At 64.5% G+C, this 14,097-nt stretch carries 14 protein-coding genes; 9 read left to right on the top strand and 5 right to left on the bottom strand.

Annotated features, from left to right (window positions below):
* From hpaH to AXW67_RS28665, 3 genes are read left to right on the top strand one after another with little or no spacing between them, the layout of a single operon-like run.
* Positions 1-804 (top strand): 2-oxo-hept-4-ene-1,7-dioate hydratase, encoded by an 804-nt coding sequence (gene hpaH / locus AXW67_RS28675; RefSeq protein ID WP_063680589.1) that lies wholly within the window; start codon positions 1-3, stop codon positions 802-804.
* A gap of 26 nt (positions 805-830) precedes the next feature.
* A complete protein-coding gene (locus AXW67_RS28670) occupies positions 831-1,226 on the top strand; it encodes a RidA family protein (RefSeq protein WP_027552220.1) in 396 nt (131 codons plus the stop codon).
* Between the two features lie 13 nt (positions 1,227-1,239).
* A complete protein-coding gene (locus tag AXW67_RS28665) occupies positions 1,240-2,115 on the top strand; it encodes an amidohydrolase family protein (protein WP_063680588.1) in 876 nt (291 codons plus the stop codon).
* A gap of 85 nt (positions 2,116-2,200) precedes the next feature.
* Here AXW67_RS28665 and AXW67_RS28660 read toward each other — a convergent pair whose 3' ends face one another.
* The 3 genes from AXW67_RS28660 to AXW67_RS28650 all read right to left on the bottom strand — a co-directional run bounded on the left by AXW67_RS28660 (position 2,201) and on the right by AXW67_RS28650 (position 4,430).
* Positions 2,201-2,929, bottom strand: a complete 729-nt coding sequence (locus AXW67_RS28660; RefSeq protein WP_063680587.1) for a helix-turn-helix transcriptional regulator — start codon at positions 2,927-2,929, stop codon at positions 2,201-2,203.
* A gap of 173 nt (positions 2,930-3,102) precedes the next feature.
* Positions 3,103-3,507, bottom strand: coding sequence for a hypothetical protein (locus AXW67_RS28655; RefSeq protein ID WP_063680586.1), 405 nt, complete (start codon positions 3,505-3,507; stop codon positions 3,103-3,105).
* Between the two features lie 2 nt (positions 3,508-3,509).
* Entirely contained in the window at positions 3,510-4,430 is a 921-nt protein-coding gene (locus AXW67_RS28650) for a YadA family autotransporter adhesin (RefSeq protein ID WP_063680585.1), read from the bottom strand.
* A gap of 366 nt (positions 4,431-4,796) precedes the next feature.
* Here AXW67_RS28650 and AXW67_RS28645 point away from each other — a divergent pair, with 366 nt between their 5' ends.
* From AXW67_RS28645 to AXW67_RS28620, 6 genes are all read left to right on the top strand, one after another.
* Positions 4,797-5,765, top strand: a complete 969-nt coding sequence (locus AXW67_RS28645) for a helix-turn-helix transcriptional regulator (RefSeq protein ID WP_063680584.1) — start codon at positions 4,797-4,799, stop codon at positions 5,763-5,765.
* 121 nt (positions 5,766-5,886) lie between these two features.
* Positions 5,887-6,852 carry an AraC family transcriptional regulator gene (locus AXW67_RS28640; RefSeq protein WP_063680583.1) on the top strand — a complete coding sequence of 322 codons (966 nt, stop codon included), beginning with the start codon at positions 5,887-5,889 and terminating at the stop codon, positions 6,850-6,852.
* Between the two features lie 121 nt (positions 6,853-6,973).
* Positions 6,974-7,942, top strand: coding sequence for an AraC family transcriptional regulator (locus AXW67_RS28635; protein WP_063680582.1), 969 nt, complete (start codon positions 6,974-6,976; stop codon positions 7,940-7,942).
* A gap of 121 nt (positions 7,943-8,063) precedes the next feature.
* Positions 8,064-9,035 carry a helix-turn-helix domain-containing protein gene (locus AXW67_RS28630; protein ID WP_063680581.1) on the top strand — a complete coding sequence of 324 codons (972 nt, stop codon included), beginning with the start codon at positions 8,064-8,066 and terminating at the stop codon, positions 9,033-9,035.
* Positions 9,036-9,265: 230 nt separating this feature from the next.
* Positions 9,266-10,231: an AraC family transcriptional regulator gene (locus AXW67_RS28625; RefSeq protein ID WP_063680580.1), complete on the top strand. Its 966-nt coding sequence runs from the start codon at positions 9,266-9,268 to the stop codon at positions 10,229-10,231.
* A gap of 27 nt (positions 10,232-10,258) precedes the next feature.
* Positions 10,259-10,573 (top strand): hypothetical protein, encoded by a 315-nt coding sequence (locus AXW67_RS28620; RefSeq protein WP_063680579.1) that lies wholly within the window; start codon positions 10,259-10,261, stop codon positions 10,571-10,573.
* 264 nt (positions 10,574-10,837) lie between these two features.
* On the opposite strand, the gene AXW67_RS28610 is transcribed toward AXW67_RS28620, so the two are convergent.
* Positions 10,838-11,257: a globin family protein gene (locus tag AXW67_RS28610; protein WP_063680577.1), complete on the bottom strand. Its 420-nt coding sequence runs from the start codon at positions 11,255-11,257 to the stop codon at positions 10,838-10,840.
* 269 nt (positions 11,258-11,526) lie between these two features.
* Positions 11,527-13,992 (bottom strand): autotransporter family protein, encoded by a 2,466-nt coding sequence (locus AXW67_RS28605; RefSeq protein WP_245315763.1) that lies wholly within the window; start codon positions 13,990-13,992, stop codon positions 11,527-11,529.
* Positions 13,993-14,097 lie beyond the last annotated feature (105 nt).

Here is a 14,097-nt window from a genome sequence, read left to right as displayed (position 1 = left end):
ATGCTGGACGCCGCCACGATCGAACGCCTTGCCGCGCGCCTGGATGAGGCCGAGCGCACCAAGGCGCTGATCCCGATGTTTTCGAAGGACTATCCCGGCATCACCATCGAGGATGCCTATGCGATCCAGCGCGCCTGGACGAAGCTTCAGCTCGGCCGCGGCCGCGTCATCAAGGGCCACAAGATCGGCCTGACCTCGAAAGCGATGCAGAACGCGGTCGGCATCGCCGAGCCCGACTACGGCGTGCTGTTCGCCGACATGTTCTACGGCGACGCCGGTCCGATCCCGTTCGACCGTTTTCACGCGCCGCGAATCGAGGTCGAGCTTGCCTTCGTCCTGAAGGCGCCGCTGCGCGGGCCGGACTGCACCATCTTCGACGTGCTCAACGCCACCGACTACGTGACGCCGGCGCTCGAGATCCTGGAGACGCGCATGCATCGCGTCGATCCCGAGACCGGCAAGACCCGTAAGGTCATGGACACGATCTCGGACAATGCGGCGAACGCCGCGCTCGTGCTGGGCGGCCGGCCGTTCCGCCCCATGGACGCGGACCTGCGCTGGATCGGCGCGCTGCTGTTTCGCAACGGAGAGGTCGAGGAGACCGGGCTTGCCGCCGGTGTGCTCAACCATCCCGCCAACGGGATCGCCTGGCTCGCCAACCGGCTCGCGCCGCATGACGAACATCTCGCCGCCGGCGAGGTCGTGCTGGCGGGCTCGTTCACGCGGCCGGTCGACATCCGCCGCGGCGACACCTTCCATGCCGATTATGGCGGGTTCGGCTCGGTGTCGTGCCAATTCGTGTGAACCAACAAACTGAAGGGAGCGAGCCCATGACCGGTCCTACGCGGCGCAAGAGCATCCATATCGGCGGCTTCAAGCATGCCAACCCGATTCCGAACGCCTGCCGCATCGGCAATCTCGTGATGTCCGGTGTGATCCTCGGCCGCGATGGCGCGACCGGCGCGATGCCGGAGAGCCTGGACGCGCAGTGCGCCAACATGTTCGCGCATATGAAGGCGACGGTGGAGGCCGCCGGCGGTACGACTGACGACATCATCAAGATGACGGTGTGGCTGAAGGACCGCTCGCAGCGCGGACCCGTGAATATCGAGTGGCTCAAGATGTTTCCGGACGAGCATTCGCGCCCGGCGCGCCACGCGCTGCCGATGGACAACATGGATGGCGGCGCGCTGGTGCAGTGCGACTTCACCGCCGTGATTGACTGAGGGAGCATTACGCATGCCGACCTATCTGCCGTTCGACCCCAATCCGCGCCGCCCGGTGAAGACGCCGCCGCCGAAGACCGTCGACAGCCAGTTTCACGTGCTGGGTCCGCTGGACAAATATCCGATCCGCCCCGGCGCAGCCTATCAGATGCCGAGCGCGACCTGGGAAGCGGCGCTGCGCATGCACAAGGCGCTCGGCATCGAGCGCGGCATCATCGTGCAGACCACGACCTATGGCGCCGACCATTCCGTCGTGCTCGACGGTCTCGCGGCCATGGGACCGAACTATCGCGGCTGCGCCAACGCGCTGGTGTTCGCGGAGGCGAGCGACGCCTATCTTGCAAAGCTGCATGACGCCGGCGTCCGCGGCGCACGCTTCAGCTTCCGCCAGGAGCTCGGCGCCGTGCTCTCGGACCAGGACTTCGCCCGCGCCATCGCGCGGATCCGTGAGCTCGGCTGGTACGTCAAGATCCAGCCCGAGAAGGACGGCATCGTCTCGAGCGTTGCGAAGTACGAGAACCTCGATGTGCCCGTGCTGATCGACCACATGGCGCGGCCCGAGCCCGCGCGCGGCAAGGACGATCCCAACCTGCGCAAGATGCTCGAGCTGCTCGCCAAGGGCAATTTCTGGGTCATGCTGTCGCTCGGCGAGAAGACCTCGCAGGCCGGCCCACCCTGGGACGACGTGATCCCGATCGCGCGGACCTATATTGAGGCAGCAATCGACCGCTGCGTCTGGGCCAGCGACTGGCCGCATCCGGTCTCGGTGAAGCAGCCGCCGAACGACGCCGACCTGCTCGAGCTGATGTATCGCTATGCACCGGACCAGGGGACGCTGGAAAAGATCCTGGTGCACAATCCGGCGAAGCTGTTCGGCTTCCCCGACTGAGCGCGCTGCCACGCACACCATCGTCGTCCTGGCGAAGATGGATTCCGGGTTCGCGCCGACGCGCGCCCCGGAATGATGGAATCGGTCACGGCGCGATGATCCGGTCGCGCATGGCGATCATCACGGCCTGCGTGCGGGTCGTCGCGCCGAGCTTCTTGCGGCAGCTCTTGACGTGCGCCTTCACCGTGCGCGCCGAGATGGTCAAGGCGTCGGCGATCTCCTGGGTGGATCGCCCGACCGCGGCCAGCGTCAGAACCTCGCGCTCACGCAGTGACAGAGCGAGCTTCGCTGCCTCAGGCGGGCCGCCCAGCCTCAGTGTCCGGTCGAAGGCATAGAGCGCCATCAGATGAAGAGCGGGCAGCTGGCGCTCCGGCAGATCGATTTTGCTCCCGCCGAAATACACATGGCCGATACGGCCCGCGGGTGAGGCGACCGGCACCATCACACCGTCGACCATACCGAAGTCGCTGGCGCGTCGCACGAGTTCGACAGCGCGCGGCTCCCGTTCCGGATCGTACGGCGCTTCGCTGAACCAGCGGAACGGCCGAAGCGTCGTCCTGCAATGGCGCAGCGCCGGATCGTCGCCCACGAACTGCTCCGCGGAGTACATATCCAGAAAGCCGGCCGGCAGCCGTTCGGCGAGAACGGCGTCGCGCGCCGGTTCGGTCGGCAGAGGCGCGACATAGGCGCAACAAAAATAGTCGAAGCCGTATTGGCCGAGCATGCGGCCCATTGCGTCAAGGACACCTGTGGTGTCGGGAAGCTTGTCGATCGTCTCGGCGAACTCGAACGCGCGGCTTTGGATCACATCCATCGACGACCTTTCGATCAGGCCTTGGGTGCCTGCCGCGGTATTCTGCCCATCCTGCTCTCTGTTTATAGAACGGCCGCGCGATGCCGGCAATCTGCACAGCAATTGTCCCGGCGGCTCCGGTGGCCGAGCCTTTCCGATCGCAGTTGTGTCTCAAGGCTGGTCGCCGTGCCGGGTCAGTGCGGAGTTGGAGACGTCCTGCTGGTCGGGACCGCCGCAGGTGAGGGAGGGCGGAAGCAACTGATCGAGCCAATGACATTGGCTCCGTATTGCACGAAACCGCCTTGGGCCGGCGGCGAATGCGCGGCCGTGATCGGCAGGTACATGTAGCAGGCGGTGCCGTCGACCGGATCGCGCCAGCGCTGGATCAGCGTGTCCTGCAATGGCCCCGCGAACTGCCGCTCGAGCTGCATGCGCGGCAGCTTTGCCCATTCGCCGGATGGCTGAGGCGCCGGCTGGGCCGGCGCCTGTTGCACCTGCGGGACAGGTGCTTGCTGCGCCTGCTGGGCGGATGCCGGAACGCACGCCAGTGCGGCGACGATGAAAGCTAGTCGCCCGAACGGCGCGGGCCGAAACCTCATCGTCAATTCAGCGTCCAGGAGCTGCCGATCGCGGCGCCATACTGGTTGACCTGCGGCGTGGCGGTGAACGAGGCGTTCACGCGCCACTGGCTGCTGATGGCGTAGCCGAGGCCGGAGGCCAGCGCGCTCTGGCCCCGGAAATTGCCGACCGCGGCGGCGACCGAGAGTTTGCCGGGGCGGGGATCGTACTGAAGGGCGCTCGAGGCGAGCGCCAGCGCGATGCCGGCGCGCGCCTCGGTCTGGTTGGTGTTGATCTGGTTCTGCAATCCGGCCGTCCACCCGCTCGCGAAGCTGTTGAGCTGGGAGACGTTCACCGCATCGGTCGGCGCGATGCCCGCGGCAACATTGGTCAGCCGCCGCTCGTTACCGGACGAGCCGAACGACACCGTGTTCGGCGCGGATGCGACCGAGCCCGACCCGATCGCGACCGAGTTAGCCGCGGGTGCCTGCGCGCCATTGCCGATGGCAATGGCGTTGGTGCCGCTGGCGAAGGCGGCGTTGCCGGGAGCTGTTGCCTGATTGCCGCCAATGGCAATGGAGTTGGCACCGGACGCCTGCGCATTGACACCGAGCGCAGTGGATTCGTTGCCGGTTGCGGTCGAGCCAAAACCGAACGCGCTCGAATAGCTGCCTCTCGCCGTGCTACCTGGGCCGGTCGCGGTGCTGGAGTAGCCACTAGCGGTACTGGATGGGCCGATTGCGACGCCGCCCGTGCCCTGCGAGGAGCTCTGCGCGCCGATAGCGACGCTCGAGTCTCCGCCGGCGCCTGCGAGATAACCGAACGCAGTGCTGGCCTGGCCGTTCGCGCTAGCGACGTTACCGCAGGCTGTACTATTCGCAATGCCAAAATCAGACCCCGCCGAAGCTCCGCCGGCACCGCCGTTAACGCATTCGACGGCATACGCCGCCGACGGGATGAGCATTGGCGCGGCCAACAAGGCGCATACGACGGCGAGCAATCTGGCCCGCGTGTGCAGGCGTGCGTTACCGCCGCCTCGTCCTCGCCCAGATCCGCCAAAGCCTGCCGAGATTGCGCCTGCCGCCAAATTCATCATCTGCTCCCGCGAGGCCCACGCGGAAAGTGCGACATGGGCCAAAAGACCTGTTCATCGGCAGCTCCGCCCCAAGTGCGGAGCCGGTTCGCCGATGCCATCAATATCTACCGGGTCGGGTTTTCCGCGCTTGGGCCAGGCGGCACAGCGCGCGGACTGGGCGGCACAGCGTTTCAAAATTTGAACGGCTGTTGCGGATGTGCGACAAATTGGCCACCTTTGAGGTTCGGACACGCGATGGCGCACGACAACGACGAACTGATGCAGTTTCGCCTCTCTTCGGCGCCGTTTGCCGAGAGCGGGCAGCTCGACGCCTTCCTGGAGGTCTGGGGCCGCAAGATGCTGCGGATGGAGATCGAGCCCCTTGGCGGTCATCCGCTCCGGATCGATGCCATGCTTCGCTCGCTGCCGAACTTCGCGATGGCGAGCGGACCGAGATCACCGATGCGTGTTCATCGTACCGCGGAGCTCATCGACCATGACGATATCCTCCTGATCGTGATGACGGGCGGCGCCGGCGAGCTGCGCCAGCATGGCCGCGTGGTGGCCCTCGGCGAGGGCGACGCCGTGCTGTCGGCCAACGGCACGCCCGCGACCTTTGCGATGCCGACACCAAGCCGTACCATCACCTACCGCTTCAGCCGGGATCTCTTACGGCCGCGCATCCCCAATCTCGACGATCTGGTGGCCCGGCCGATCGCAAGGGATAGACAGGCGCTGCGTCTCATCGTTGGCTATTCCGGCGTTCTCAGCGATCAGAGCGCGCTCACGACAGCGGAGCTTCGTCGTGCCGTCAGCACGCACATGCACGAACTGGCCGTCCTGCTGCTGGACGGCAAGCTCGAAGCGCAGTCGTCCGATGGCCTTCGCGCGGCCCGGCTGAAAGCGCTCAAGGACGACATCCTGCAAAGGATTGCGCAGAGCTCGCTCTCGGTCGATGAGATCGCGGCCAGCCAGCAGATTTCGGAGCGCTACATCCGCCAGCTCTTTGCCGGCGAAGAGACGACGTTCACCGATTTCGTGCGCGAGGCGCGGCTTGCCCGCGCCTGGCGGATGCTGACCGATGCCGCTCAGCTTCACCGGCCGATTCATGCGATCGCCTATGAGAGCGGCTTTGCCGATCTCTCCTACTTCAACCGCGTCTTCCGCCGGCGCTTCGACATGACGCCGTCGGACGCGCGGGCGGTAGCGCGACGTCAAAACTGATGCGTTCGTTCCCATCACGGACCAGGCGGCACTGCGCCACGGACTGGGCGGTATTGCGTTTGGCAAGTCGAACGGCTTTTGCTGTCGCGCGACCAATAGTTCGCGAGATTCGGAGCCGTGGATGACGGTCGACGATAACGAGTTGATTCAGTTTCGCGTCTCTTCGGTGCCGTATGCGAAGAGCGGAGAGCTTGATGCGTTCCGGGAAGCGTATGGCCGCAGGATACTGCGCTTCGACATCGAGCCCCTCGATGAACATCCGTTGCAGTTCGATTTCGTGCTTCGCTCGCTGCCGAACTTTGCGATGGCGAGTGGATCGCGATCGCCGATGCGCATTTGGCGCACCCGGGAGCTTGTCGACAACGACGATATTTTACTCGTTGCGGTCGCGCGCGGTGCGGGCGAACTGGGCCAGCATGGTCGCGTGGCGGCGCTCGGCGATGGTGGGGCCGCGCTGATGAACGGGGCGCCCGCAAGCTTTGTGATACCGACGTCATCCCAAACCATCACCTACCGTTTTTCCCGCGATCTGCTTCGACCCCACATTCGCAATCTCGACGATCTGGTGATCCGCCCAATCGCAGGCGGCAACCAAGTCCTTCGCCTCCTGACAGGCTATTCCGGTGTCTTGAACGACCAGAACGCGCTGGCAACGGCCGATCTTCGCCGCGCCATCACCGCCCACATGCACGACCTCGCAGTCCTGCTGCTCGGTGGCAAGGCCGAGCCGCACCTTACCAGTGGACTTCGTGCGGCTCGTCTGAAGGCGTTGAAGGACGACATCCTTCAGAGGATTGGGCAGGGCACTCTCTCGGTCGATGAGATCGCCCGCAGCCAGCAGATCTCGGAACGCTACATCCGCCGGCTCCTCGCCGATGACGGGACGACGTTCACCGATTTCGTGCGCGAGGCGCGGCTTGCCCGCGCCTGGCGGATGTTGACCGATGCCTCTCAGCATTACCGGCCGATTCATGCGATCGCCTATGAGAGCGGCTTTGCCGATCTCTCCTACTTCAATCGCGCCTTCCGCCGGCGCTTCGACATGACGCCCTCGGACGCGCGGGCGGTAGCGCGGCGTCAAAACTGATGCGTTCGTTCCCATCACGGACCAGGCGACGCTGCGCCATGGACTGGGCGGTATTGCGTCTGGCAGTCGGAACGGCTTTTGCTGTTGTGCGACAAAATTGTCACGAGATTCGGAGCCGCGGATGGCAGTCAACGACAACGAGTTGATCCAGATTCGCGTCTCTTCGGCGCCCTATGCGCAGAGCGGGCAGCTTGATGCCTTTCTTGAGGCCTATGGCCGCAAGATGTTCCGCATGGAAATCGAGCCCCTGGGCAGCCACCCGCTGCAGCTCGATGCCATGCTTCGCTCGTTGCCGAACTTCGCGATGGCGAGCGGACCGAGATCGCCGATGCGCGTCTGGCGCTCTGCAGAGCTCATCGACAACGACGATCTTCTCCTGATCACCATCGCGCGCGGTGCCGGCGAGCTGAACCAGCATGGCCGCGCGGCGACCATTGGTGATGGCGAGGCGGTGCTGACGGCCAACGGGGCACCTATAAATTTTGCGATCCCGGTGCCCAGCCGCACGATGACCTACCGCTTCAGCCGCGATCTTCTGCGGGCCCACATTCCCAACCTCGACGATCGGGTCGCCCGGCCGATTGCGAGGGACAGCCAGGCGCTCCGTCTTCTGGTCGGCTATTCCGGTGTTCTGAACGACCAGAGCGCGCTTGCTACAGTGGAGCTCCGCCGCGCCGTCAGCACCCATGTCCACGAGCTCGCAGCCCTGCTGCTGGGGGGCAAGGCCGAGGCGCACCTCGTCGGTGGTTTTCGCGCGGCCCGGCTGAAGGCCTTGAAGGACGACATCCTGCAAAGGATTGCGCAATGCTCTCTCTCGGTCGACGAGATTGCCCGCAGTCAGCAGATTTCGGAGCGCTACATCCGCCGGCTCTTTGCCGATGACGGCACGACCTTCACCGATTTCGTGCGCGAGGCGCGGCTCGCCCGCGCCTGGCAGATGCTGACCGATCCCAGGCATCCGCACCGCCCTATTCACGTCATCGCCTTTGAGAGCGGCTTCGGCGATCTCTCCTATTTCAACCGCGTCTTCCGCCAGCGCTATCGCATGACGCCGTCGGACGCGCGCGAGCTCGCGAGGCAGCAGAGCTGACGCGGTTCGTTCCCATCACGGACCAGGCGGCGCCGCGCACGGACTGGGCGGTATTGCGTTTTGTAAGTCGAACGGCTTTTGCTGTTGTGCGAACAATAGTTCGCGAGATTCGGAGCCGTGGATGGCCGTCGACGACAACGAGCTGATACAGTTTCGGGTCTCTTCGGCGCCCTATGCGAGGAGCGGAGAGCTTGATGCCTTCCGGGAAGCGTATGGCCGCAGGATACTGCGCTTCGACATCGAGCCCCTCGATGAACATCCGTTGCAGTTCGATTTCGTGCTTCGCTCCCTGCCGGACTTTGCGATAGCGAGTGGATCGCGATCGCCGATGCGCCTTCGGCGCACCAGGGAGCTCATCGACAACGACGATCTTTTCCTTCTTGTGGTCACGCGCGGTGCGGCCGAACTGGGCCAGCACGGTCGCGTGGCGTCGCTCGGCGATGGTGAGGCCACGCTGCTGTCGGCGAGCGGGACGCCCACAAGCTTTGTGGTGCCGACGTCATCCCACACCATCAGCTACCGCTTTCGCCGGGATCTGCTTCGACCCCACATTCGCAATCTCGACGATCTGGTGATCCGCCCAATCGCCGGGGGCAGCCAGGTCCTCCGCCTCCTGACAGGCTATTCCAGTGTCTTGAACGACCAGAGCGCGCTGGCAACGGCAGATCTTCGCCGCGCCGTTACTGCCCATATGCACGACCTCGCGGTCCTGCTGCTCGGTGGCAAGGCCGAGCCGCACCTTACCGGTGGACTTCGCGCTGCCCGGCTGAAGGCGTTGAAGGACGACATCCTTCAGAGGATTGCGCAGAGCTCGCTCTCGGTCGATGAGATCGCCCGCAGCCAGCAGATTTCGGAGCGCTACATCCGCCGGCTCTTTGCCGATGACGGTACGACGTTCACCGATTTCGTGCGCGAGGCGCGGCTCGCCCGCGCCTGGCAGATGCTGACCGATGCCTCTCAGCTTCGCCGCCCCATCCATGCAATCGCCTATGAGAGCGGCTTCGGCGACCTCTCCTACTTCAACCGCGCCTTCCGGCAGCGCTACGGCATGACGCCGTCGGACGCGCGCGAGCTCGCGGCGGACCGCGACTGACCCGCCGAACGTCGACGCCAAGCATGATCGCGCAGGCGGTGGCCCCTTGACGGCCAGGTCTGCCGCGACAGCGGCCCATTCCGCTCGATGTCGTCAGTCGCGCAACAGCAACACCTGTTCAAATTGGGAAACGTAGTGCCGCCCAGTCCGTCCGAATTGCCGCCTGGCCCAAGCGCTGGAACCGTCGCGCGGAATACCAGTGAAGCCACGGATGAGGTTTGGAGCCGTGGATGGCAGACGACGACGAGTTGGTGCAGTTGCGTGTCTCTTCGGCGCCCTTCGCTGCGAGCGGGCAACTCGATGCCTTTCGCGAAGTCTGGGCGCGCAAGATGCTGCGCTACGAAATTGAGCCGCTCGACGGCCAGCCGCTGCATTTCGATGCCCTGATTCGCTCGCTGCCGGACTTTACGATGGCGAGCGGATCGCGATCGCCGATGCTCACTCGGCGCACCGCGGAGCACATCAACCACGACGATTTCTTCCTCGTCGTCTTCGCAGACGGTGCGGGCGAACTGAACGAGAATGGCCGCGTAGCGGCCATCGGCGCGGGCGAGGCCGTGTTGTCGTCGAACGGGTCCCCCGCAAGCTTTGCGATACCGGTGCCGTCCCGCACCATCAGCTATCGCTTGCGCCGGGATCTGCTGCGACCCCACGTTCCCAATCTCGACGATCTGGTCGCCCGCCCGATTCCAGGGGATAGCCAGGCGCTTCGCCTGCTGGTGGGCTATTCCCGCGCTCTGAACGATCATGGCGTGCTCGGAACGGCCGGGCTTCGCCGCGCCGTCAGCACGCACATGCACGATCTTGCGGCCCTGTTGTTCGGCGCCAGGCTCGAGCCGCATCTCGCCGACGGACTTCGCGCGGCGAGGCTGAAGGCTTTGAAGGACGACATCCTGCAACGGATTACGCAGAGCTCCCTCTCGGTCGGCGAGATCGCGGCCAGCCAGCAGATCTCGGAGCGCTACATCCGCCAGCTCTTCGCCGATGAGGGCACGACCTTCACCGATTTCGTGCGTGAGGCGCGGCTCGCCCGCGCCTGGCAGATGCTGACCGATCCCAGGCATCTGCACCGCCCTATTCACGTCATCGCCTTTGAGAGCGGCTTCGGCGATCTCTCCTATTTCAACCGCGCCTTCCGCCAGCGCTACAGCATGACGCCGTCGGATGCGCGCGAGATCGCGCGGCAGCAAAGGTGATCCTCTGACGGCGTTCGGGTGGGTGCGATGAATCCAAAGGCAATTTTCCTGTCCAGGTCCCCTCTGGTGCTGGTGGCGCTCATGCTGGTGGCCGTGCTGGCGCTTGCGCAGACGCCACCGCAGATTTGCGGCACGGCTCCCAACGACTGGTGCGCGGCGCCGCCAGGCGATCCCTGCGGGCACCATCGCAATGTCGTCGCGTGCCGGGCCGACCCCGCGTGTTACGGCATCCCGTATCGGGGCGAGTCGGTGTTAGCTTGCAGGCTCGATGCACGTGGCTTCGCCCTGAACTGCCCGACCGTCGGCTGCACAAGCATCGCGCCGAAGGCGGCAAGGCAGTAACTATTGGCGCCAACCATTCCGTTTGAGTCGCAAGCGGTCGTCGCAAACCTCCGCTCGACCCGCGGCGATGAGCCTGTCGGCGACCTGGTCGGTGATGATCTTTGTTCCGAACCGCCAACCACCACGCGAACGCCGGACAAAGTCGCCAAGCTGCAACAAGCGCAAATACCTGCTGTCCCCAATGGCGACACGTCTGACGCGCGGGAGACCGTCCATATCGACGATCGGCTCGCGCCCGCAGTCCGTGAAAATCGTGCTTTCGTATCAGGCCGGTCGTCTCTCCCTCGACGCCTCGATCATGACCGTCGACAGTGTCTCAAAGGCATCATGCCAGGCGCGCTCAACCTCCGTCGTAAAGGCCTCGCCGAGACTACGGCGAAGCGTCCAGATCAGCGTCGAACCGACGGCTTGATAGTGTGCGTCGACGACGCCGTAGCCATGATGCCGTTGCGCGAGCTCTTTGACTGCTGGAAGGATGGAATCCAGATTCCGTAGCCCGTTCACGACGAGTGCAAGCATCTGCACGAGCTTTCGGGATTGCGGCCCGATGTCCCGCGCGAACATGGGACGCACCTCGGGATAGATCTCGAAGAGGCGGTCATAGAACATCATGCCAACTTCATCGGCTTTTGGTGCCAGTTTCTTGAAACTCTCCTGGACCAGAGAAATAGTCTGCTCGTTCATTGCTACGTTTCTCAGAACTTGACGTTGAAGTTGGCACCGAGCCCAATTCGCCTCAGCGTCATTCCGGGGCACCGCGAAGCGGTGAACCCGGAATCCATCGGGCGCAGGGTTAGTGGATGAATAGATCCTCAGATGCGCAATTGCGCATCATAGCTCGAGACTTCGTCGCGCCCGGAATGACACTGAGTGAATCAGACGTTAGAAACTCGACGATGGAAACGGTCGTTCGTTGCTACGCCCGCGATGGGACCGCGGACGTAGCCGCACCCTCACCAGGCGTAGCGCACCACGCCCTTGCCGGCGTAGGAGCGGGTGACCTGCGAGAACTCGCCCTCGAAGGTGGCGGCTGCCGACCAGCCGTTCAGCCATTTCATCTCGGCGGACGCGGTGGTGAGCGCGGAGTCGCGCGCCTGCGCCGCGCCGTTGACGACGAAGCTCGCCCCCGGCAGCGCCTGGAAGGTCGCGGCAACCGACCGGTTCGGATTGAAGTCTTGCGCCCAGGCAACGCGGCCGCGCAGTGTAAACACGCCGTCCTGTTGCACGAAGGATTTGTCGGTGCGCACGCCTAGCTCGACTCGCGTGTCCGTCGCATCCTTCGCCCCATAGCTGAGCGCGAAGGCCGACGCGCCGGAGATCACCTGCTCGGCATAGCCCGGCAGTTGGAACGTCGTGAACTGGCCGGCCGCATAAGGCGTCAGCCCGACGCCGCCGATCCACGGTGCCACAAGTCGATAGCCACCTTCTAGCCGGCCCGACCACGCATTGGCGTTGAACTGGGCCCGCAGACGATCGGTGCCCGCGATCGTCACGGTGCGGTCGGTGGTCACATCCTGCCAGCCATAGGCGAGCGCGGCCGTGACATAGGCGGGGCCTTGGGTGTGATGCACATAGGCGCCGGCCTGGAACAGGTCGGAGCGACCGCCGCCGAGCCCGTTGACGCCGAAATTGGTGCCGCCGCCGGCCAGCGCAAAGCCGGCCAGCGTGTTCGGCGAGAACAGATAGTCCGCGCCGACGGCCGTGCCGAAGATGCGGCTGGTCGCCCGGTTCGATCCGACGACGGTGTTGCCGTCTGTGGTCTGCGAACCGCCATATCCTGCGGCCCACACGCTCCAGCGCTGCTCGAACGGGCGCGCGCGCAGCGGCGCCTTGGTGAACATGGCATAGGCGTTCGCCGAACCCTCTTCCGCATACCCGGCCGCGCCTGCGGGAGTTTCGCCGCAGCGGTCGCGCACGACAGCCGAATTGCCGCCGCAGCCGACCTCGCGCATGAAGGGATCGGTGAGCAGGCCCATGAACTGGCCCATCGCGTTGAAGGTGGTCTGCTGCGACCCGGTCGCGTGCTCGCCCGAGGCCTGCGTCAGGCCGGCGGGCGTCAGGCCGGCATAGACCGCCGGAATGCCGCCGGTGGAATTGAAGAAACCAGTCAACGCGTTGGCGACCGCCTGCTGGTTTTGATTGAGCGACCCGCTTCCCGGCGTCGGCGCGAAACCCAGCGTGAGATTGAGATAGACGTGCTTGCTGTCATAGCTCAGGCTGTCATGGAAGTTGGCGGGCAGGTTGCTGTTGACGACAGTCGGCGCAAACGTGCCGGAGATTCCGGAGTTTGCGGTCAGGATCGTGTATTGCTTGCTGACATAGGTGCCGGGAGCGAATGCGGCATTCACCGTCGCGCCGCCGAGCGTCGCCGTGCCGTTCATTGTCACGGAGGAGGCGGCCGATGGATTCACCTGAACCATGTAGATCGCGCCGGACTGAAAGGCGAGACTGAGGAAAATGCTCAGCGACGACCCCGGAGTGCCATTGCCGGGCGCCAGCGTGCCGCCGGAATTGATCTGCACATCCTGGATCAACCCCTGGCCTGTAAGGGTCGCGCCGGTATTCACCACTGTGTTTGAATCGGACTGACCATCGACCTGCAGCGTACCATTCTTGACCGTGGTCACGCCGCTGTAGGTATTTGCGCCCGACAATATCAGCGTGCCGCTTCCAACCTTGACTAGCGAACCGCCGCCAGTGATCTGGCCGGACACGGTCGTCGACTGATTGTTACCGCCGACGGTCAATTCGTTGTTGCCAAGGGCAAAGATCCCGGTTCCCGCGATGGAGCCAGCCGACACTTGTCCATTGCCGCTAAGTCCGGACGTACCTGAGAAATCCGTGACCGCTGCCAGCGCGACGTTGGTGATGGCGGCATTGCCCGCCGTGCTGTTACTAAAAAATGCAATGGTGTTGCTATTGATGAAGCTAGCGTTGCCCGCCGTGCTGCTGTTAACGAAGTTGACGACCCAATTGTTGATGATCGAAGCAGTGCCCGCGGTGCTGCTATTGCGGAAGGCCAGGCCTCCGTTGTTGGTGATGGTGGCACTGCCGCCGTTGACGGTGATGCCGGCACCCGTGAAGTCGAAAGTCGTTGGAGCTGCTCCCACCGTAAACTGGTAGTTGCCCGCATTGAAGGTCCAGCCTCCCACAGAATTACTCGCATTGATTGCGATATTCGTCAGGCTGGAGGGGAGCCCGAAAAACGCGGTGCCGGTCGGCACTGCGGAGGTGCTCCAGTTCGCGGTGTTGTTGTAGTCGCTATTCGCGGGGTTGGTATTCCAGGCGGCATTTTGCGCCCGCGCGGGCACGGCGAGGACCACGATCGCAGCCAGGGAAGTTCCTGCCAGCAGCGCGGCACGCGTCAGCGTTCTGGTCAGCGCGGTGGTCGCGGCAACGGCAACAACGGTCTTCTGCATCATCATTCCCCAAAAGCGTCACTGGGCCAGGCGACTCGAGTCGCCCCCCGTCATGCGGATGCCATCATGAATAGTGCGCGGAAGATGCGCCCGCTTGGGCCAGGC

It is taken from the genome of Bradyrhizobium neotropicale, from assembly GCF_001641695.1.
GTDB classification, from domain to species: Bacteria; Pseudomonadota; Alphaproteobacteria; order Rhizobiales; family Xanthobacteraceae; genus Bradyrhizobium; species Bradyrhizobium neotropicale.
Note: the sequence above shows the minus strand (reverse complement) of the source record. Positions and strands in the feature narration are given on the sequence as shown.